This window comes from Agrobacterium sp. rho-13.3 (assembly GCF_033957765.2).
Lineage (GTDB): Bacteria > Pseudomonadota > Alphaproteobacteria > Rhizobiales > Rhizobiaceae > Agrobacterium.
Window position 1 is genome coordinate 1,313,979 of sequence record NZ_CP192775.1, and the last position, 20,001, is coordinate 1,333,979.

The 20,001-nt window shown below is 55.2% G+C and carries 18 protein-coding genes; 3 read left to right on the forward strand and 15 right to left on the reverse strand.

The window, feature by feature from the left end; translation table 11 throughout:
• Positions 1-72: 72 nt before the first annotated feature.
• The 6 genes from RMR16_RS20905 to RMR16_RS20930 form a co-directional block, all read right to left on the reverse strand.
• On the reverse strand, positions 73-2,004 hold the full coding sequence (locus RMR16_RS20905; protein ID WP_320197537.1) for a beta-galactosidase: 1,932 nt from the start codon (positions 2,002-2,004) through the stop codon (positions 73-75).
• Positions 2,004-3,095 (reverse strand): ABC transporter ATP-binding protein, encoded by a 1,092-nt coding sequence (locus RMR16_RS20910; RefSeq protein WP_320197538.1) that lies wholly within the window; start codon positions 3,093-3,095, stop codon positions 2,004-2,006. Before RMR16_RS20910 ends, RMR16_RS20905 begins: the two co-directional genes overlap by 1 nt.
• Positions 3,088-5,193, reverse strand: a complete 2,106-nt coding sequence (locus RMR16_RS20915; protein ID WP_320197539.1) for an alpha-galactosidase — start codon at positions 5,191-5,193, stop codon at positions 3,088-3,090. The genes RMR16_RS20910 and RMR16_RS20915 overlap by 8 nt, the downstream gene beginning before the upstream one ends.
• Complete coding sequence (locus RMR16_RS20920; RefSeq protein ID WP_320197540.1) at positions 5,190-6,041, reverse strand: carbohydrate ABC transporter permease; 852 nt, start codon at positions 6,039-6,041, stop codon at positions 5,190-5,192. The genes RMR16_RS20915 and RMR16_RS20920 overlap by 4 nt, the downstream gene beginning before the upstream one ends.
• Positions 6,041-6,949, reverse strand: a complete 909-nt coding sequence (locus RMR16_RS20925; RefSeq protein ID WP_320197541.1) for a carbohydrate ABC transporter permease — start codon at positions 6,947-6,949, stop codon at positions 6,041-6,043. Before RMR16_RS20925 ends, RMR16_RS20920 begins: the two co-directional genes overlap by 1 nt.
• Before the next feature lie 88 nt (positions 6,950-7,037).
• Entirely contained in the window at positions 7,038-8,267 is a 1,230-nt protein-coding gene (locus tag RMR16_RS20930) for an ABC transporter substrate-binding protein (RefSeq protein ID WP_320197542.1), read from the reverse strand.
• Positions 8,268-8,421: 154 nt separating this feature from the next.
• Between RMR16_RS20930 and RMR16_RS20935 the strand changes: the two genes are divergently transcribed.
• On the forward strand, positions 8,422-9,333 hold the full coding sequence (locus RMR16_RS20935; RefSeq protein WP_320197543.1) for a helix-turn-helix domain-containing protein: 912 nt from the start codon (positions 8,422-8,424) through the stop codon (positions 9,331-9,333).
• A 91-nt stretch (positions 9,334-9,424) separates the two neighbouring features.
• Here RMR16_RS20935 and RMR16_RS20940 read toward each other — a convergent pair whose 3' ends face one another.
• The 4 genes from RMR16_RS20940 to RMR16_RS20955 all read right to left on the reverse strand — a co-directional run bounded on the left by RMR16_RS20940 (position 9,425) and on the right by RMR16_RS20955 (position 14,315).
• The gene (locus RMR16_RS20940; protein ID WP_320197544.1) at positions 9,425-10,510 is read right to left on the reverse strand and encodes an RHE_PE00001 family protein; all 1,086 of its coding nucleotides are present in this window, start codon (positions 10,508-10,510) and stop codon (positions 9,425-9,427) included.
• Positions 10,511-10,582: 72 nt separating this feature from the next.
• Positions 10,583-11,911 (reverse strand): sensor histidine kinase, encoded by a 1,329-nt coding sequence (locus RMR16_RS20945; RefSeq protein ID WP_320197545.1) that lies wholly within the window; start codon positions 11,909-11,911, stop codon positions 10,583-10,585.
• 4 nt (positions 11,912-11,915) lie between these two features.
• Positions 11,916-12,569, reverse strand: a complete 654-nt coding sequence (locus RMR16_RS20950) for a response regulator transcription factor (protein WP_320197546.1) — start codon at positions 12,567-12,569, stop codon at positions 11,916-11,918.
• Positions 12,570-12,653: 84 nt separating this feature from the next.
• A complete protein-coding gene (locus tag RMR16_RS20955; protein WP_320197547.1) occupies positions 12,654-14,315 on the reverse strand; it encodes a phosphoethanolamine transferase in 1,662 nt (553 codons plus the stop codon).
• Between the two features lie 327 nt (positions 14,316-14,642).
• Here RMR16_RS20955 and RMR16_RS20960 point away from each other — a divergent pair, with 327 nt between their 5' ends.
• Positions 14,643-15,245, forward strand: a complete 603-nt coding sequence (locus tag RMR16_RS20960; RefSeq protein ID WP_320197548.1) for a hypothetical protein — start codon at positions 14,643-14,645, stop codon at positions 15,243-15,245.
• 1 nt (position 15,246) lies between these two features.
• Here the strand turns inward: RMR16_RS20960 and RMR16_RS20965 are convergent, their stop codons facing one another.
• Positions 15,247-16,263 (reverse strand): DNA topoisomerase IB, encoded by a 1,017-nt coding sequence (locus RMR16_RS20965; RefSeq protein ID WP_320197549.1) that lies wholly within the window; start codon positions 16,261-16,263, stop codon positions 15,247-15,249.
• Positions 16,264-16,381: 118 nt separating this feature from the next.
• Positions 16,382-17,569 carry a PQQ-dependent sugar dehydrogenase gene (locus tag RMR16_RS20970; RefSeq protein ID WP_413785939.1) on the reverse strand — a complete coding sequence of 396 codons (1,188 nt, stop codon included), beginning with the start codon at positions 17,567-17,569 and terminating at the stop codon, positions 16,382-16,384.
• Positions 17,570-17,806: 237 nt separating this feature from the next.
• Here RMR16_RS20970 and RMR16_RS20975 point away from each other — a divergent pair, with 237 nt between their 5' ends.
• Complete coding sequence (locus tag RMR16_RS20975) at positions 17,807-17,992, forward strand: hypothetical protein (protein WP_320197551.1); 186 nt, start codon at positions 17,807-17,809, stop codon at positions 17,990-17,992.
• Here the strand turns inward: RMR16_RS20975 and RMR16_RS20980 are convergent, their stop codons facing one another.
• The 3 genes from RMR16_RS20980 to RMR16_RS20990 are packed head-to-tail and all read right to left on the reverse strand — an operon-like array spanning position 17,993 to position 19,940.
• A complete protein-coding gene (locus RMR16_RS20980; protein ID WP_320197552.1) occupies positions 17,993-18,625 on the reverse strand; it encodes a class I SAM-dependent methyltransferase in 633 nt (210 codons plus the stop codon).
• 8 nt (positions 18,626-18,633) lie between these two features.
• Positions 18,634-19,302, reverse strand: coding sequence for a pseudouridine synthase (locus RMR16_RS20985; protein WP_320197553.1), 669 nt, complete (start codon positions 19,300-19,302; stop codon positions 18,634-18,636).
• 50 nt (positions 19,303-19,352) lie between these two features.
• Positions 19,353-19,940 carry an IMPACT family protein gene (locus RMR16_RS20990; protein WP_320197554.1) on the reverse strand — a complete coding sequence of 196 codons (588 nt, stop codon included), beginning with the start codon at positions 19,938-19,940 and terminating at the stop codon, positions 19,353-19,355.
• Positions 19,941-20,001 lie beyond the last annotated feature (61 nt).

Genomic DNA, 20,001 nt, shown 5'->3' on the forward strand with positions numbered 1-20,001 from the left:
TGTTCAGGATAAAGGCTGCATTTTCAATGTTATCGTTGGAAATGCAGCCTTTTTTATTTCAGTCAGTCGCGATTAGGCTGTCCACACCGAGACGGCCTGTGGTTCAAGCACATCACGTCCAAGCACCAGTGTCACACCTGCTGGAATGCTCCATGCCATAGTACCGTAGTTGAAGGCAAAGGTGAGATTGCCGCGACGGCGGATACGGATGTAATCCGGCAAGGCAATCGTATCGAGACCAGCTTTCTGGGCTACGAGGGCGATTACGTCTGACAGCAGGGCTTCATCTGCCCAGCAGGCCAGATAGAGCATATTGTCGTTTTCCGTCAAAGCCGGATCGCCGTTCGCAAAATGCGCCAGAACGTTCGATGTGGTCTGCACGGTTTCACGCCAACGGATTGCTGCGCCGGATACCTCTCCAGCCACCGCGTCCGATAGGCCGGGGCGCAGAGTGGAAACCTGAATGACCCGGTTGCCCGTGCGTTCGCCCAATGGACCCGGCGGGAGGTTGTGGGGAATGACGAAATTGCGGTCGCGAGAGCCGGTGCGTGCACCAACCAGAATCTGGCCGGTGGCTTTGCGAAGCGCTGCTTCCGTCGCCACGTCCACTTCCGTCATGCACGGCACGACGATCAGAGCGTATCCTTCAAGCGAATTGCCCGGACGAACGAAATCAATATCCAGACCGAGACGGCGAAGGGCTTCGTACCAGCGGAAGCACAGTTCTTCGTAACGGAAATCCTTGCCCTGCGGCTGGATCATCGTTGTCCAGTAGCTCTGATAGTCGAAGACAAGGGCGACCTGTGCCTTGCCGCTTTCAGGCAGCGCAGCAATCGCCTTGAGTTCTTCGCCAACCTGCTGCGCTTCCATTCCACCGGGGGAAAGCTCGTCCAGACCGGACATATTGAGGCCGGCGTGCATCTGCTCTTGCGCAAACGGTGCCTGACGCCAGCGGAAGTAGCTGACGACCTCCGCACCATGGGCAAGCGCTTCCCACGTCCACAAGCGGACCATTCCCGGCTTCGGCACCGGGTTCCACGGTGCCCAGTTGACCGGGCCGGGCTGCTGTTCCATCACCCAGAATCGGCCTTTCCCGACACCGCGATAGAGATCGTGGTGGTAGGAGGCGATATCGGGATGGGAGGTTTCTGCCCAGCGATTGCGCTCGTCTTCCGTAAACGGAAACTTCTCGACAAAACCGATGGGGTAGCTGTCCCACGATGCCAGATCGAGATTGTCGGCCACCTTGAAGTGGTCGAAATCCGACACGAAGCCCATGAAATTATGGGTGATCCAGCGATCAGGCGAATGCTTGCGAAGGATATCGCATTGCATTTTGTCATAGGCGGCGACCTGATCGGAATGGAAGCGCCAGAAATCGAGCCGCGTGGCAGGATTGGCTTCTGTAACCGTGAGGTTCGGCAGAAAAACCTCGTCGAAGCTGTTCACGTCCATCGACCAGAAAACCGAGCCCCAAGCCTCATTCAATTGCTCGGTGGACTGGTAGCGCAGCCGCAGCCAGCGCTTGAAGGATTTCAGGTCTTCTGCGCCCCATGAAAGGGTGGTGTCATGGCAGCCATATTCATTGTCCGTCTGCCAGCCGACGAGGCCGGGGTGTTCGCCATAACGCTTGGCGATGATCTCGACGATGCGCGCACTTTCGCGCCACCATGTGTCGGAGGAAAATGTGTAATGACGGCGGGAGCCGAAGCCGCGCACTTTGCCCTGCTCGTCATAGGGCAGAATGTCAGGATATTCATCCACCAGCCATTTTGGTGGCGTGGCGGTGGGTGTGCCAAGCACGATCTTCAGGCCTGCGGCGGCAAGCACATCCATGGCGCGGTCCAGCCAGCCAAAATCAAAATTGCCGCGCGAGGGCTCCAAACGGGACCAAGCGAACTCACCGATGCGCACGAAGGAAATGCCCAATTCACGCATGCGGCGGGCATCGTCTGCCCAGCGCTCTTCATTCCAGTGTTCCGGATAATAACATACACCCAGCATTATCGCGTCAAATCCCCGTTGATGACGGCATGGCCATCCTTGTTGAACAGATGGCAGGACTTGGCATTGATGCCGAGCCTCAGCGTGTCACCGGGTTTGGCACTGGCCAGACCGTCAGCCTTGACAGAAATGTCCGAGCCATCAGCAAGCGTGACGAAGAACAGCGTTTCCGAGCCGAGATATTCCGCAAGCCGCACCGTTCCTTCGATGACGACATCGCCTTCACCGGCGGCACTGATGTGTTCCGGGCGAACACCAAAAGTGGCATCGGAAATCGTCGCACCATCCGGGGCATCTAGCAGAAGCGATACGCCACCCGGAAGCGCGACGTTGATTTTGCTGCCTTCCGCCTTTGCCGTAACTTTCAAGAAGTTCATTTTCGGCGAACCGATAAAGCCCGCAACGAAGAGGTTGGCAGGACGGTGATAAAGCTCGAGGGGTGTTCCCACCTGCTCGATTTTTCCGGCGGACAACACCACGATCTTGTCTGCCATGGTCATGGCTTCGACCTGATCATGCGTCACATAAATCATCGTGGCCTTGAGGTCCTGATGCAGCTTGGAAAGCTCACTGCGCATCTGAACGCGCAAGGCGGCGTCGAGGTTGGAGAGCGGCTCATCGAACAGGAAAACTTCCGGGTTGCGAACGATGGCTCTGCCAATCGCAACGCGCTGGCGTTGACCGCCGGAAAGCTGACCGGGCTTGCGCTGAAGAAGCGCATCAAGCTGCAACATTTTGGCAGCGGTTGCCGTGCGCTCCGCGATGATGTCCTTGGAATGACCGGTCATCTTCAGGCCGAAGCCGATGTTTTCAGCCACGCTCATATGTGGATAAAGGGCGTAGGACTGGAAGACCATGGCCACGCCGCGCTCTGACGGGCCGATTTTCGTCATGTCCTGTCCACCGATCGACAGCGCGCCGGATGTGATTTGCTCAAGACCGGCAATCATCCGCAGCAGCGTGGACTTGCCACAGCCGGATGGGCCGACGAAAACGCAGAATTCTCCGTCCTTGACGTCGAGATCCACGCCCTTGATGACGCTGAGTGCGCCGAACTCTTTCTTGACGTTGCGCAGGCTTACGTCAGCCATGGGTTTTGCCTCCCTTTACAGGTTCCAGTTCAAGGAGCAGTGCGCTTTCCGGCTTCAGCATCGGCAATGGCAGGCCTGCAAGGCCAGCACTTGAAAGCGCGAAACTGATGTCGCCGGACAGCAGCTTTGTCTGCCCCTCGGAGATACGAATGAATTCCGGCTGTGCCGGAAGCGTGTTGGTGATTTTCCATGTGCCGCCGAGTTTCGTCACGCTGTCCGGCAGCTTCAAAGGTGCTGGCTGTTCGCCCACCATCTGCGGGCCTTGAGCGACGATCACGACGATTTTCTCCGCGTTGGCCGCACCCCAGACATAACGACCATCCAGAGGTTCCAGCCGGAAACCAGAGCCAGACGCATGAAACAGACCTCTCAAGCGCTTATAGGTTTCAATATAAAGCTTGAGTTCGGCACGCTCTTCGTCTGCCAATTCCAGCGGGTTCAGCTCGACGCCCAGATGGTAAGCGATGGCCACCAGTGCGCGGAATGAAAGCGTGTGACGCCGACCTGTCTGGTGATTGGGTGATGCGGAAATATGGCTTCCGAGGATTTCCGGTGGCACGAACATCGTTGCGCCACGCTGAATTTCCAGCCGTTCAAGCGCATCGGTGCAATCCGATGTCCAGACGCGGTGGGTGCGTTTCAGCGCGCCAAAATCGATACGCCCACCACCCGATGCGCAGCTTTCAATCTCGACATTGGGGTGAGCGGCGCGAACGCGGTCCATCAGCGCATAAACGGCGCGGGTCTGTGCGGCGATCTTCGCTTTGCCGTCGCGACCGCCCGCGTGGGTCAGATCGCGGTTCATATCCCACTTCACATAGGAAACAGCGTGGTTGGCCAGAACGGCGTCGATCTTGGCAAACAGATAGTCGGACACGTCCTGTCTTGTCAGGTCCAGCACCAGTTGCGTGCGGGATTCCAGAAGCGGACGGCCTTCGATTTGCAACGCCCAGTCTGGGTGCGCCTTATAAAGCTCCGAAACGGGATTGATCATTTCCGGCTCGAACCAGATGCCGAACTGCATTCCAAGCCCGGTAACGTGATCGACCAGTGGCGTCAGACCGTGGGGATATTTACGGGCATCGATGTCCCAATCGCCAAGACTGGTCGTGTCATCATCACGCTTGCCGAACCAGCCATCATCCAGAACGAAACGTTCAATGCCAAGGTCAGCCGCAGCCGTCGCTTGAGCTTGAAGCGAATCCATCTGGTGGTCGAAATAATTGCCTTCCCAGGTGTTGAGCGTAACAGGTCGCGGTGACATCGTGCCGCCCGGCCACGTGACAAGCTCTTCACGAACGAAAGCGTGGAATGCTTCTGTGTCCGCGCCCGCATAGGCAACAGGGCTGCTATAGCTTTCGCCCGAGCCAAGGTTCATTTCGCCTGGTTCGAACAGTTCTCCCAGATGGATCAGTCGCTGGCCATCATCCGTGCGGTCGATGACAATCTGGTGGTTGCCGCTCCAGCCTAGAGTGACGCCGAAACGCTGGCCGGCGCCTTCGATAAAGAGGATCGGAAAACGGTCATGCGAGGTGCGACCGCGACGGCTTTCCTGCGACCATACGCCATTGCCGAGAACCTCCCGGCGTGTCTGGAACTCGCGTCCCCACATGCCGGTGAAGCTGGTGAGTTCAACCTCGCCAGCGGGTGCGAGAAAGGTTGCGGCCATGCAGCGGTCCAACTGATAGTCCGTGTCGCCACGATTGGTCAGAACTGTCGCGCTCGAAATCAGGCCCGTGTCGTGTGTGGTCAAAATGATTGCGATATCGATCTTTGCAATCCGATCCACACCTTTCAGTGTCGTGATCTTATCTTCATTTGCAACTGTCCACTCCCCGAATTGAAGCGTGAAATCGCGCCCCTGACGGTGGCCTGATATCGCAGGCCAGCCGAAAAAACCCAGGCCGCCAGTTGGCAGCAGTACCGAAGATGGCACGGCGATATCCATGCCGTTCACACGGCTGGAACGTTCGATATCGAAAAGGGCATCCGTAGCAACGGCTTCTGCCCCGAAGGACAGGATTTCCGGCATTCCGAATGGAGGCAAGCGAAGGCTAAGCGCAAAGCGGCCTTTGCCGATTGTGAGTATTGTGCTCATCCCTTGGTCGCTCCCAGTGTGAGGCCAGCAATGAAGTGTTTTTGCATCAGGAAGAACATCAGAACTGGCGGCAGTGCCGCGACAAGCGACCCGGCGGAAACCAGATGCCATGCGGCAACCCACTGGCCGTTCAGCGCATAAAGACCGGCGGTGACGGGCATGGCGTGCTGGCCTTGCACCAGAACCGTTGCCCAGAAATAGTCATTCCAGACGAAGGTGAAGACGAGAACGGACAGTGCAGCAATGGCGGGGCGCATCAAGGGCAGAACGATGTGGCGGAAAATCTTCCACTCGGACACGCCCTCGACGCGGGCGGATTCGATCAGTGCAAAGGGCAAGCCCTTGATAAAATTGCGCATGAACAGCGTGCAAAATCCGGTCTGGAAGGCGACATGGAACAACACAAGGCCGAGTGTCGTGTCATACAGACCTGCCCGCAGCGTCATATCCCGCACCGGCACCATCAGAATCTGGAATGGGATGAAGTTGCCCGCAACGAACATGAAAAACAGGATGAGATTGGCCTTGAACTTGTAAACCGCCAGCGCAAAGCCGGTGAGGCATGACAGTCCCACTGCACCGATGACGGTGGGGATCGTCACTTTGAACGAGTTCAGAATATAGAGACCAATCGGGGAATCCCGGAAGACCGCGGTGTAGTTTTCAACCCCTGCAAAGCCGGATGGAATTCCGAAATAATTGCCAGCGGCAAAATCGCCAGCGGGTCTGATGGAGGTCAGCGCAACGCCGATCAATGGCAGAAGCCAGAGAATGAGCGCCACAGGCAGCAAGATTTTATAGCCCCGCTGGATCAGGGGGGATGCTGTTTGAATGGGTGCGGGGAACATCAGGAGTTCCTTTCCTGGCTGAGCATGCGCACGATAAAGAGAGAGATGAAGACCATCATGATCATGAACAGCACGACGGCGATGGCCGCGCCGTAGCCCATGCGGAAGCCATATTCTGAAAGCGCCTGCTCATACATAAAATAGGAGAGGACCGTGCTGGAGCCATAAGGGCCGCCAGCCGTCATGACCGAAACGAGGTCGAAGGAACGCAGCGAACCGATGACGGTGACGACCATGGCGATGAACGTCGCGGGCCCGAGCTGCGGCAGAATGATGTTCCACAACAGCTTAAAGCCCTTGGCGCCGTCCATGCGCGCTGCTTCGACCTGCTCGGAATTGATGTTGTTAAGGCCGGTCAAATACAGGATCATGCAATAGGCAGTCTGTGGCCAAAGGCCTGCGATGATGATGCCGTAGGTTACAAACCGCTCATCCGCGAGGATTGCGATTTGTTGGCCGGTCACCCATTCCAGCAGCTTGGAAAACAGCCCGAAATCCGGTGCATAGAACCACGTGAACATCAGGCCGACGACGACCTGACTGATCACGAACGGGAAGAAAAACAGTGACTTGTAGAGCCTTATGCCGCGCACATTCTGGTTTAGAAACAGCGCTACTGCGAGGCCTGCCGGAATGGACAGCAGATAAAACACCAACCAGATGAGGTTGTTTTTCAGGGCGACGTAAAAGGTGTCGTCGTTAAGCAGCTCGGCATAATTGCCAAGGCCGATCCACGCCATATCGCCCATTCCGTCCCAGTCATGAAAACTGATCCAGATCGATTCGAAGATCGGCACCAGTACGTAGATGACGAACATCAACATGCCGGGCGCAAGGAACAACAAAGGCGCTAGCTTTTGCTGATTTCGCTTCCAGAAACTGGGCGATAGTGAAACGGTGTTGCTCATCGCGGCACCTTTTAAAAAAAAGAATGGAATTGCGACCGTGTCCCGTGAACGATGCGTTCACGGCACACGCTGCTGGGAGGATCAGATATTATTTATAGACGCGGGCGCGGATCTTTTCGAGACGTGCGAGGATGGCGTCGATCTTGTCTGGCTTGACCATGAATTCCTGGAAGCCTTCCATACCTGCCTTTGCCATTTCTGCCTGTGCATCACGGTCATAGAACTGCGCCAGCGCATGCGCGTTGGAGAGCATCGTGAAGCCTTCCGCAAGGAACACGTCCTTCGGCTTTTCCGCCTTGTTGTTGACAGGCAGCTGGCCAAGCGTTGCGTTCATTTTGGACTGCACGTCAGGAGAGGCAACATAGGCGAGGAATTTCTTCGCGTCTTCCTTGTTTTTCGCACCTGCCGGAATGTGGAACGTGTCGGTCGGTGCTTCTTCAGAAACCGGAATGCCGGGGGTGATTTCAGGGAATTGCAGGAAGCCGATCTGCTCTTCCTTCAATCCGCCGTTCTTGAACGTTGCCACTGCAAAGTTGCCCATCAGATACATGGCGGCCTTGCCCTGCACCAGTTGTGGCACGGCATCCTGCCAGTCAATGGCGGCATGGTTTTCAATGAAATAGCCCGGCTTGACCAGCTCGGCCCACTTTTCAAACACGGCTTTCACACGTGGATCGGTGTAAGGCACCTTGCCGGATGTCAGCTGCATGTGGAAATCATACCCGTTGACGCGCAGGTCGAGGTAATCGAACCAGCCACCGGCTGGCCATTGTGCCTTCGTGCCGATGGTGAATGGCGTAATGCCCGCATCCTTCAGCGTCTTGGAGGCAGCGAGAAGCTCGGCCCATGTCTTTGGCGGTGTAATGCCCTGCTGCTGGAAGATATCCTTACGGTAATAGATACCCCACTGGTAATAGGTGTAGGGCACGCCCCACTTCTTGCCTTCGATGGTCATGGAGGGGGAGGCGGACTTCAATTGATCGCCGAGTTTATTGGCGTCCCATACGTCCGTTACGTCAGCAAACAGGCCAGCCTTGACGAAAGGCTCCATGCGGTTGCCCGCATACCAGGCAACGACATCGGGCGCATCGGCGGTCAGGAAGTTGCGGATGGCAGACTTGTAGCCTTCGTGGTCAAAGTTGTTCCACTTCACCGTCACATCCGGATTGGCTTTCTGGAAGTCTGCAATCAGCTCTTCCATCGCCTTCTTCGGCACGGGATCGGAATGATCCGAATTGATGGTGATCTCGCCTGCAAAGGCAGATGAGAACAACGCGACAGAAAGCGCAAGCCCGCTAAGGCTTTTCAAAAGGGTCATGTTTTCCTCCCTATGACCGTTATGCTTTGCCCGTGACGAGTGCCGAATTTTGCGCGCACGTCATGAGCGTGAATAATAGTTCGTATTGATCATTGTCTTGAAACCCGCAATAATCTACCGAGTTTTCGGGTATTTTTTCTAGGATTCTAAGTTTATGGTGGCGTTGCAGCCTATTCCGCAGGATGAATCGGTGCCGGTTCATCCCAATCATGACCCCCGCCATCCGCTGGTTGTTTTCGGGGATCATCGCTTTTGCGGTGGCGAAGCATCTTATGTTCAGCTCATGCCCGGCCCGCACATGCACAGCCAGGTGGAGCTGAATTTCGTTCTTGAAGGCCAGATGACCTACTGGTTCGATGGGCGCGAACTGACGATCGACAAGGGGCGCCTCTGCCTGTTTTGGGGAATGATTCCGCATCAGGTGATTGCCCGCGCCGAGGGCACGCGGTTTGTCTGTCTTTATGTGCCGATGTCCTTCTTTCTCGGTCTCGCCAGCCTCACACGATTTAGAGACGCGGTTTTTCGCGGTGCTATGATCGAGGCGCTGGAGTTGCGTTCGTATGACAACGAAATCTTCCAGCGTTGGCGCGATGAGTTGCGCTCAGGAGATGAAGGCCTGATCGAAATCGTTCGCAATGAACTGGGCGCCCGCGTACTGCGTATCGAGCGCGACGGATGGCGTGATTTGCGGGAAGAGGGCTCGGCTATTGCAAGCCTCGGCATGAACGATAGCGAACGGATCGAACATGTGGAGCGCATGTTGCGCTACATTGCCGAAAATGCGCTTAACGATGTTTCTGCCGATGATGTAGGTCGAGATGCGGGGCTGCATCCCAATTATGCGATGTCTGTGTTCAAGCGCGCCGTGGGCATGACGATCAATCAGGCTATTATTCGGCACCGGCTGGATACCGCCCAATCTCTGCTGATCGCAACTGATCTGTCGATTACAGATGTGGCTTTCGAATCCGGCTTTGGTTCTGTGTCCCGTTTTTATCAGGCATTTTCGGAGCGATTTTCGATGCGCCCAAAACAGTACCGGGCAAGTATGCGAAGCAAGGTATAAGAGAGCAGGTATTCAGCTCCGCAAATTGTCATGCTTCAGAAACAGAATTTTCTCATTGAGAGCAAAGACGTACTCGCGCTGAAAACCGGCGTTACAGCACGCCCCACGCTCGAAAACGTCCGCGCCCTGTCATTTCGCGCAGTTCCAGTTGATTGGCGAGGCCGACTGCGCCTTGCGGTGTCGTGCCTAAGGCCTTGACGATCATCGATGTGGACACGACCGGACGTGCCAGAACGAGCGCGATGAGGTCTGGTAGACGCGAGTTTGATCTTCTTCCCACCAACCGCCGTTCCATGCGGCTTTTGGCATTCAGCAGGCGATCATGTTCTTTCATGCCAAGAGTTGCTGCCTCGTGGACGCCGTCCAGAAAAGCAATCAGCCGTTCAGTCTGACCGGGTGCATGTCGGCGTTCACGAGGGATGGCGCGTAAGCCGATATTGAAGGCGGTGAGATGGGCAAGGGTAAGCATCTCTTCTCTCAAAAGTCCTGCCGCAAGTTGTCGTCCAAGCCATGCGCTTCGCTGTAGAACCTCAAGTCTGTGCCAGGCATCGAGCGCGATCGCGGCGCGCAGTGTTGGAGGAAGGCCGTTGGTGGCCTTCAAGACTGCCCTCCATGCATCCAGCCTCTCGTCCTCGTTCCAGTCTGGGTCGCGGATGATCGTATCTGTGTTGGACGATTGTGAATGCCTTTGTTCTGTCGCGATGGAGTCCAAAGTTGCAGAGCTGCGCGCAATCAGCTTGTCGATTTCGGAAAGTTCGTCGCTCAACGGGGCGTCATCATCATCAGGATCGCTTATAGTGACCTGTGACGTCACCATTTTTTCAGCTTTTGTTTCATCGCCACGCAGACGAGACAGGCCAGCTGTGCTCAATGCCCATTTGGGTTCATTGCCAATGATCTGCCTGCGTGTCCGCAAAATCTGGTTTGCGATGGTCATTTCATGGGTCGGCGCGCGAATATCCATATGCGCATCGTGGAGAACCAGATCTTCGATATGCACCAGTTCTCCATCGACCCAAAGGGATGACACCGCATCGGTAAAATCTTGCCGCTCCAGGAAACCCTGTTTGAGCGGCGAACGGGAAATGCGTTCATCCAACCGTGCCAGCGCTTCCGTTGCGCGAACGCACGGCGAAATCAGTTTTTGAAGTGGCAGGTGGTGGACGTCGTAAAGCATAGAATTTGATAGAATACGGCGCATATGAAAGCAATTTAGGATTTGGCTTTCATATGTTTTTGCCCCGTCTTTTTACAGCTTGGGGAGCAGTACTCTCGCTTCAAAACCATCGCTGCGGTCAGCGGCAGGAGATGCGAGAACAAGTGAGCCGTTCATGCGCTCAACCAGATGCTTTACAATGGCGAGCCCTAGTCCCGAGCCGCTTGCCTGTGTCGCGCCTCGCGTAAACCGGGTGGTCAGTTTGGGCAAAAGTGCCGGCTCGACAACGGCTCCATGGTTGATGACACGAAGTGCATTGTTGTCGTCAACATGAATATCGACAAAGCTGTCCTCGGGGCTGTGGACCAGTGCATTTTCCAACAGATTGCGTACCACGATCCCGAATGCGTCGGGATTGATCATGCCGGATAGCTTGCCATCGGTTGCAAGATGCAGCCGAATGCGACCGCCGCCTATTTCAGAACGGCCAATATCCTCCAAAACCAGTTCGACAATGGGCAGAAGGTCGACTTCGGTTTCGAAAGCGCCGATCCCCGCTTCGGCGCGCGACATTTGCAGAAGCTTTTCAGAAAGTTGTGCCAGATGAGACAGCGAACGTTCGATTTGGTGGACGCGTGGCGCAAATTCCGGCGGAATGTCCGCTTGCAATCTCTGCGCCTGCGCCAATGCACCAGCGATCGGCGTGCGAAGTTCATGGGCGCTATTCGAGGCAAAGGCTCGCTCTGATTCAAGCGCGGCCCGCAGGCGTCCCAGCAAAAGATTGACCGATCTGGCAATGGGGTGCAGCTCGCCGGGAAGGTGGATGGCATCCACGGGGGCCATATTGCCGCTGTCCTTGCTGCCAATTTCATCCCGCAATGTCTGAATAGGCGCAAGCGTGCGCCTGACAACCAGAACAACCGCAATCATGCTGGCTGGAATAAGCAGAAGCAGTGGCAGAATTAACGCCGTTCCTGCCTCGACAATCGCTTCGCGTCGGTTGGCAAAAGCATCTGCCAACTGAAGATAAAGGCCACCATCCGGTGTGCCGACGGTGTAAATGCGTTGTGTTGCCGTATCGGCAAAGCCTGGCGTCAACGGAACATCGAATGGCTCGGAGGCGCCGTCGTGGGAGTGCAGCAAGACCTCACCTTCACGGTCCCGAACCTGATAGGTCAGGTACTCATGTCCGTTGACCGGTTGCACGAGACGGCGTTCAGCCTCGGGGCTGCGTTCCTTGAGATCATCGGCGATCAATGGCAGCAAGCGTTCAGCGGTTTCCTGCACGCCGCTGTCGAAAATCTCCGCAAACTCGTCCTGCATCACCATGATGCCGAGACCAGATGCGACCAGCCATGACAATGCAACTACGCTGGTCAGTGCAATCACCATTCGCCGGGTCATGCTGTTGCTGCGTTTCATGACATTACCTGATCGTGTAGCCAAGGCCGCGCACCGTTTCTACTCTGTCTGCGCCGATTTTCTTGCGCAATCTGCTGACATAAACCTCGACGGTGTTGCTTTCGATTTCCGCACCGAATTCATAGAGAGTTTCATGCAGCTGCGCCTTGGAAACAACGGCACCCGGTCTTTCCACCAGCTTGTCCAGAACGGCCCATTCGCGCGCGCTCAACGTCAATGCCTGGCCGTTGACGACGATATTGCGGGCGATCTGATTGATTTCTATGCCGGGTAACTTCACCACCGGCGCTGATCTGCCGTCATAACGGCGCGAAACTGCGAGCATGCGTGCGGTCAGCTCACCCAGATTGAACGGTTTGACAAGGTAGTCGTCGGCGCCCGCGTTCAGGCCCTCTATGCGGTCGGAAACCTGATCATGCGCGGTGAGGATGATCACCGGGGTAGGATTGTTCTTCTGTCGCAAGCCCCGCAACACAGAAAGACCTTCGCCGTCCGGCAGTCTTAGATCGAGAAGGATCAACCCGTAGCTCACCGTTTGCGTCGCTGCGATGGAATCTGCAACCGTCTTGAACCAGTCTACGGCATGGCCCGCTGCGGCCACATGGTCACGAAGTGCCTCACCCAGTACATAGTCGTCTTCGACAAGGAGAACACGCAAGCCTACCTCACTTCCAGACCCGATTACGGATAATTCAGGATAGTGGGTAGGCTTTGCGATTTGTTCCGTCAAGCGTCGTATATCCTAAGCAGCCGGTCTGCGTTTGCATCCACTGAAAACATCCAGAGACGGATCATAAACGGATGTCGAGACGTTCATCATGCTCAAAATGCTGTGGAAGAAGTCGTCGTGAGAACGACCACCAGCTTTGGCTTCTTTTGAAAGACATGCCGCATCAAGTCCCATCGACTTGGCAAAATCATCGTCAAACCAGACGATGAATGGCACATGGGTCTGCTCTGCGGGTGCCAGAATGTAGGGGGCGCCGTGCAGGTACAGCCCGTTTTCTCCCAACGATTCTCCATGGTCGGATGCGTAAATCATACCTGTCGCAAGCTTGGCAGACCGTGCCTTCAGCTTGTCGATGATACTGGCAAGAAAATGGTCCGTGTAAAGGATGGTGTTGTCATAGGCGTTGACGATTTCCGAATCCTTGCAGTTGGCCAGTTCCGCCGTCTGGCAATCCGGCGTGAATTTCCTGAATTCGTCCGTGTATCGCAGATGGTAGGTTGGGCCATGACTTCCCAACTGGTGAAGAACGATGACACTGTCTTTCGTTATGCCGTCGAGCCAGCTGTCCAGCCTGTCGAGAAAAATATCGTCACGGCACTCGCCGGTCGGGCAGAATTTCGGATCCAGGGTCGCGTTCAGATCGAAATAGGGAACGCGATCGGCGACATTTTTGCTGCCGGTATTGTTGTCCCACCAGCGTGCATCGACGCCAGCGTGCACGAGAACATCGAGCACGTTTTCGTTCGAAAGTGCTTTGCTGTGGCTATATTCCGAGCGTGTGAACCGGGAGAACATGCAAGGTATGGAAATGGCCGTGGCCGTGCCGCAGCTTGTCGTGTTCGGGAAGTAGGTCACATTCCGCATTTTCAGTTGCGGGTTCGTCTCACGAGCATAGCCGTTGAGAGAAAAGCTGGCAGCACGCCCTGTTTCACCCGCCACGATGACAGTGATCCGGGGTTTAGTCACGCCGCCCAATGCGGGCATGACCTTTGCATCTTGGCCTGTTGGTGTGACCGTGAGGTTGGCTTCATGATCGACCTGCGAGACATAATGATACGTGGACGAAATTGGAGCCAGCGGGTTCAGTGTTTTCGCGATGTCTTTGTGCTGGCGCACCGCAGTGGTAAATGTCTTGGAATTTGCGGCGACAATGGAGCCCGCGATCACAAGACAACCCAGGATGCCGATCGTATTCCACAACAGTTTGCCGAAAATCGGTCGATGATCGATACGAATAAAGATGAGTATGGCAATGGGAATGCCTGCGAAAATCGCAAGATGTAAAGCAAAGCCCGGCGTCATGAGATTTCCCGCCTCGGCGGTTGTGGTCTCGGCAGCATTCCGGATCATATCGCTATCGATGATCGCACCAAAACGGTCCATGAACCAGGACGATACGGCGGCGATGATAATCAGCACCGCAAAAACTGGTTTGGTGATGTACTTTGCGGAAAAGAAAATGAAGACTGCGGAAAATATCGCGCTCATGGCGACGTAAAGCGAGAAGATCGCAACCGGATACGGCGATAGATAGGTGTGAATCTTGGCCCAGAACGTGTGATTTGTAAAAAACAACAAGTATAATGCTGATAGAATACTGAGCGTTACGCTGCCGATAACTGGCCTTTTGATTGCACTGCGACCGCTTCTGTTTGTTATAAATGTGGATGCCATGTTTATCTTCCCGCTGTGCCGACAGGCAGATGTGCAGCGAACACCACACATGCGCAAAAATCGGCGATATGAAAACGGGCTTGTGTCACGTAGCTGACATGAAGCTGAACGTTCGCCATTTGCAAAGCATGTGTGCGTCAAGGAGACTGCACAGGAATTAAGCAGACAAATGATTGCTAAAAACGACCATTAAAAATGCGTGGTTTTCCTTTGTCGTCATATCTGTAAGTTTCACGTTTATGTGAGCTTCGGTTTTTACCGCCGTTTCGCACTTTCAGGTCGTCCTCTTGCAACCCTGCTTGTCCGCCGCATTGAACGGAATTTCAGATGGCTTCGATCACGCTTTTGAAAAAACTTTTTTTGATATCGGTCCTTTTTCCCGCCGTTGCTTTTGCGGTGGAAGACGTGCCGAGAAAAGATCAGATTGAGTTGATGGCGCAAGCCAAGAGAAGCCACCTTGTCGGCATCGCCAGAAAAACCAAGGAAGTGGATGCCCGCCCGGCCTCTCCGGGCGAAATTGTTATCACCTTCATCAAGGGACAAGGGGTGGAGACTCGCTCCAAGCCCGCTGAAAAAGGCGACTGGGTTGTTCGCAATCGCTGCGAAGAAACCGGCAACGAGGAAATTCTCGTGAAAGCGCGCAATTTTTCGACACGTTATGGGGAGCCACTTTCAAACGCCAACGCCGCAGGCTACAGCGCCTTCAAACCGAAGGGTGTGGAAATGAGCTATTTCATCGTCACGGATGACATTGGCCCGTTCAACTTCAGGGCACCTTGGGATGAGCCAATGGTGGCGCTGCCGGGCGATGCTATCGTGCAGGTGCCGACCGATGAAAGTGATACGTATCGCGTTGCCGAAGCAGCCTTCCATTGCACCTATGAAATTATCAATCCCGCAAAAGTCATTGTTGATGCGGCACTGAAGTAGTTCAGGGCAAAAAGTCCAACAACCTTCGCTCATCGGCTTTTAATCCGGCGATGGATTTTGTTTCCATACTCATGATTTTTTTCAAGTGCTTAACGGATTTTTCCTCCGTCGCAAGGTCCAGTACCGCCGGGTGGACATAGCTTTTTCGGCAGATGGCTGGCGTATTGGAAAGCTCTTCGGCAGCGGCCTCGCACATACCTTTTATCGTGGGCAGCTCTTCACTGGCAAGCGCTCTGGTGGCGTAACCGAAAGCTGCAAGTGTGCCGCCCCATGTGCGAAATGTTTTGGCCGAGATGCCTTCTCCCGCAATCTCTGAAATGTAGGCATTGAGAGCGCTGGAATCGACAGGATGTACGAAGCCTTCTGCGTCCTGCCATACGAACAATTGTTTGCCGGGTAGGTCAGCGATGGTTTCGAGAATACGCTGCAAACGTGGGTGCTTGAGCTTTCGTTTCACGCGTTGTCCGCCTTTGGCAGCAAAGCGCAGTTCGATTGTTTCACCAAAAGAAATGTGTTTTTTCAACAGCGTCGTGGCGCCATAGGTGCCGTTGGTTTCGAGATATGTCTTGTTGCCAACACGCAAATAGGCCGCATCCAGAAGCAGTACGAGGGCAGCGAGGGTGACGTTTTCGCCATGGACATGTTTGGCGATGTCGGACGTTGCGCGCCGCCGGATTGCGGGCAACGCCTCGCCGAAGGATTTCAGTTGATAAAACTTCGTTTCACCACGCAGGGCGTGCCAATTGGGGTGATATCGATATTGCTTGCGCCCGCGCGCATCATACCCTGTCGCTTGCAGATGACCGGTAGGGTCGGTGCAAATCCAGACTTTTTCATAGGCTGGTGGGACGCCCAGCGATTTCAGCCGTTTGATCTCGACCTGGTCTGAGAGGACCATGCCATCGGGCATGCGATACGAAAATCCTTTGCCGCGCCGCAAGCGGGAAATGCCGGGTTCCTGATCGCTGACATAGGTAAGCCCGACCTTGTTCAGAATGCGTATTGGAAGCTCGTTCATTGTTGTTTTGGCTCCTCATTGTCGTGAGGAATAATGCGTCAAAATCCCGTCTGTTCCAGTTTGCCCGTCGAATTGGCGACAGCGGAGCCGCGAAGAGGCGGCTTCGCCGAAAACATGTTTAAGCGCCGGGTGTGAGCTTGAGGATTTGCGATTTTCCACCGCCACGCTGCTCGGTCACGGCATAGACAGAACCATCGCTGCCAACCTTTACATCGCGGATCCGTGCTTCAAGCGGCAGGCGTCCTTCGGACACGACCTTGTCGGCTTCCACCTTCAAAACAACGATACCCTGGCTGACGAGACCGCCGACGATCAGCGAGCCTTTCCACTCAGGAATGGCGTCAGAGTCATAATAGGCCATGCCGGAAGGACCGATCACCGGATCCCAATAATAAACCGGCTGTTCCATGCCGTCCTTTGCCGTGGCACCCTCTCCAACCGCTCCGCCGCTATATTCGACGCCGTAGGTGATGACCGGCCAGCCGTAGTTCAGCCCGGCTTTTGGCAGATTCAGTTCATCGCCACCTTTAGGGCCGTGCTCCACGGTCCAAAGGCGTCCTTCACCGTCGATTGTAGCGGATTGCATGTTCCGGTGGCCATAGCTCCAGATTTCCGGCAAGGCATTCTCCTTGCCGATAAACGGATTACCCTCGAAAGCCTTGCCTTCGGTATCGATGCGGAAGACTTTTCCAAGCCCGCTGGAAACGTCTTGAGCCTGAACGCGGGGTTCCTTGTCGGACCTCTCACCAACCGTGACATACAGTTCCTTGTTCGGGCCGAATGCGAGGCGAGAGCCGAAATGCTTGTCGCCGTCATAGGTCGGCATCTGGCGGAAGATCACCTTTGTGTTTTCCAGCGCAGCCTTGCCGCCGCTTTCGACCAGTTTTGCCGATGCAACGGAGGTGCCGTTGCCGCCGTCACGCGGTTCTGAGAACGAGAAATAAATCATTCCGGATGTTTCAAAATCGGGTGCAAGTGCGATGTCGAGCAATCCGCCCTGTCCGGCAGAGGCGACCTTTGGAACACCTTCCAGAGCCGGTCCTGCCTTTCCATCTGCTACGATGTGCATGGCGCCCGCATTGGCGGCAACCAGCATTCGACCATCCGGGAGAATTTCCATGGACCAGAGTTGCGGCAGATCATCTGCAACCACTGTCTTTTGCAGTGACGGCATTTTGGCCGGCTGCGGCGCGCGCGTCTGTCCTTCGAATGCGGGTTTCTGATCAGGCGCGTTCGCCTGCTTTGTTTCGGCGGGGCCGCTCGATTGCGCACTGACCTGCGTAGCAATGGGTGCGATCATGAGCATCGAAATAACAGTGGTCGTAAACAGGTGCTGAGCGCGGAGCATAGATCTCCCTTCCATTTGTTTGTTGCGGGCGGCAAACATGTGGGAGGCATTTTCGTTTCATCCACCTCTCTCAACAAAACTTGAAGACGCCGTGTAAATTCACCGCTTCTCATATTTTGCGGGTCGAAATTTGGATGGAACTCCCAGTTTCAAAGCGCGTTTTTCTCAGTTGAAATTTGTTCGGAGGAAAGTGTCATGCAAATCATAGACAACAGGGAAATCGAGGCAACCGAGATCAAGCCAATTCAGAGCGTCGTCGAATTCTGCCACCGTTATCGGCTGGATGAGGCTGAAGAAGCACGTCTTCGCACATTGTTCGGGGACTTTGCTTCCCGCCACGAACTCTTGATGAATGCGCAGCGAAAACCGACGTTTCGCTGATTAGGAGTGCTCTGTGTTCGTATTGTTTAAAATCATAAACACGTCATATCGGGTGCTTTTGCCAAGAAGTTGATGGGAAGGCTTGCGGATGCCGGGCATTGGCTCGGCACGCAGCGGCCACTTCAAAACCACCCGCTTGCTGGCATGGGCCAGCGCAACCTCCATAAGTTCAGTCTGGTCCGGGTCGGAACCAACCAACTCCCGCAACACCCGCATTTCTTTTTTGACCAAAGCCGTATTGTGACGCGGCGGGTGCATAGGGTCGATCAGCACGACTTCGGGTGATAGCGTGGGAATAAGCGTGCGCGAATCTCCGTGCAGCAATGTCATTCTGGACACGATTTCTTCATAGATGCCACCCTTGGCCCGCGCACGTTCAATCGCTTCGGCCAGCATGGCGTGCATGTCTGGTGATCGCTCTACCAGCGTGACGTCCGCGCCGAGAGATGCGAGCAAAAACGAGTCCCGCCCAAGGCCTGCTGTGGCATCGACGATTTTCGGCAGCTTGCCTTTTTTCAGTCCCGCCGCTTTTGCCAGGGCTTGGCCGCGCCCTTCGCCGGAGCGCAAACGATGGCCGACGGCACCGCCCACAAAATCCACAATGAAACTCTCGTCGCGATCTTTTTCAGGCATCATCTATCTCAAAAGGGGCAGGGGACCGTGAACGTGACATCGCGACCGTCCGGGTGGCGAAAGCTCAATTCCTGGGCGTGTAACAGCAGCCGGTTTGAGGCGGCGAGAGCTACACCATCGGCATAAAACTCATCACCGAGGATGGGATGGCCGAGGGCTTTCATGTGGACACGCAACTGGTGCGTTCGCCCCGTCAATGGGTGAAGTCGCACCCTTGCGGCAGGAAGCGGCAGGCGTTCCAGCACATGCCAGTCGGTCTGCGCGGCGCGGCCGTTTTCATGGTCGACACGGTGGCGCGGCTTGTTGTCCGGGTCGATGGCAAGAGGCAGATCGATATGCCCGCTGTCACCAGCGACCTCGCCATAAACCACGGCAATATAAGACTTTTGCGTTGTTCTGTTCTCGAACTGCAAAGCTATCGCAGCATGGGCTTTGCGGTTCAACGACATGAGGACAATGCCGGACGTGTCTTTGTCCAGACGGTTGATCATCAGCGCCTTGGGAAACTGTTTCTGCACCCGGGTCGCAAGGCTGTCAAATAGGGCAGGATTGCGACCGGGGACGGAAAGCAAGCCGCTTGGCTTGTCCAAAACGATAAGGTCATCGTCCCGATATAGGATCGAAACGTATGGCTCCATCGGAGGATTATAGACCGGGGTAACAAGCTCGAATGTCATGCTGCCTCATAGCATGGATTTTAAAAATGGCGAGGTTTCCAACCGTTCTCTCAATCGGGAAGGGGCATGGTCACGCGACCATTGCTCAAATCCATCACCATTTTGGCAACGTCGCTGGCATCAGACACGGGAACGAACAAGCTCAGTGTAGCGCCATCAGCGGTAAAGGTTTCCGTTTCGATTTTGAGATTTGGTACGGCAAGCAGCCTTGATTTGACGAGCGCCAGATCGGAAAACCCACAGGCGATTTCCGTTGAAATCGTCGGGATAACCAATGTTTTTTCGGCTGTTCGCAAACAGGTTGCTGCTGTTCCCCCATAGGCGCGCATCAACCCGCCGCTGCCCAAAAGAACGCCGCCGAACCATCGCGTGACAACCACGACGACGCAGTCGAGTGATTGTCCGTCTATGGCTTGAAGAATTGGTTTGCCCGCAGTGCCGGACGGCTCGCCATCGTCGCTAAAACGGTATGTCTGTCCCACCCGCCATGCCCAGCAATTGTGGTTGGCCGTGGCGTCTGAATGCTCGGCGATGAAGCGTTTTGCCGCGTCTTCGTCTGCAACGGGTGCCGCAACCGCGATAAACCGGCTTTTCTTGATGTCCTGCGAAAATGTTTCGAGACGATTGAGCGTGAACATGCCACGTCATTAGCGCATGTACGCCAGCGGGCAAATCGTTATAAAGCGCAGAGATAGCAAC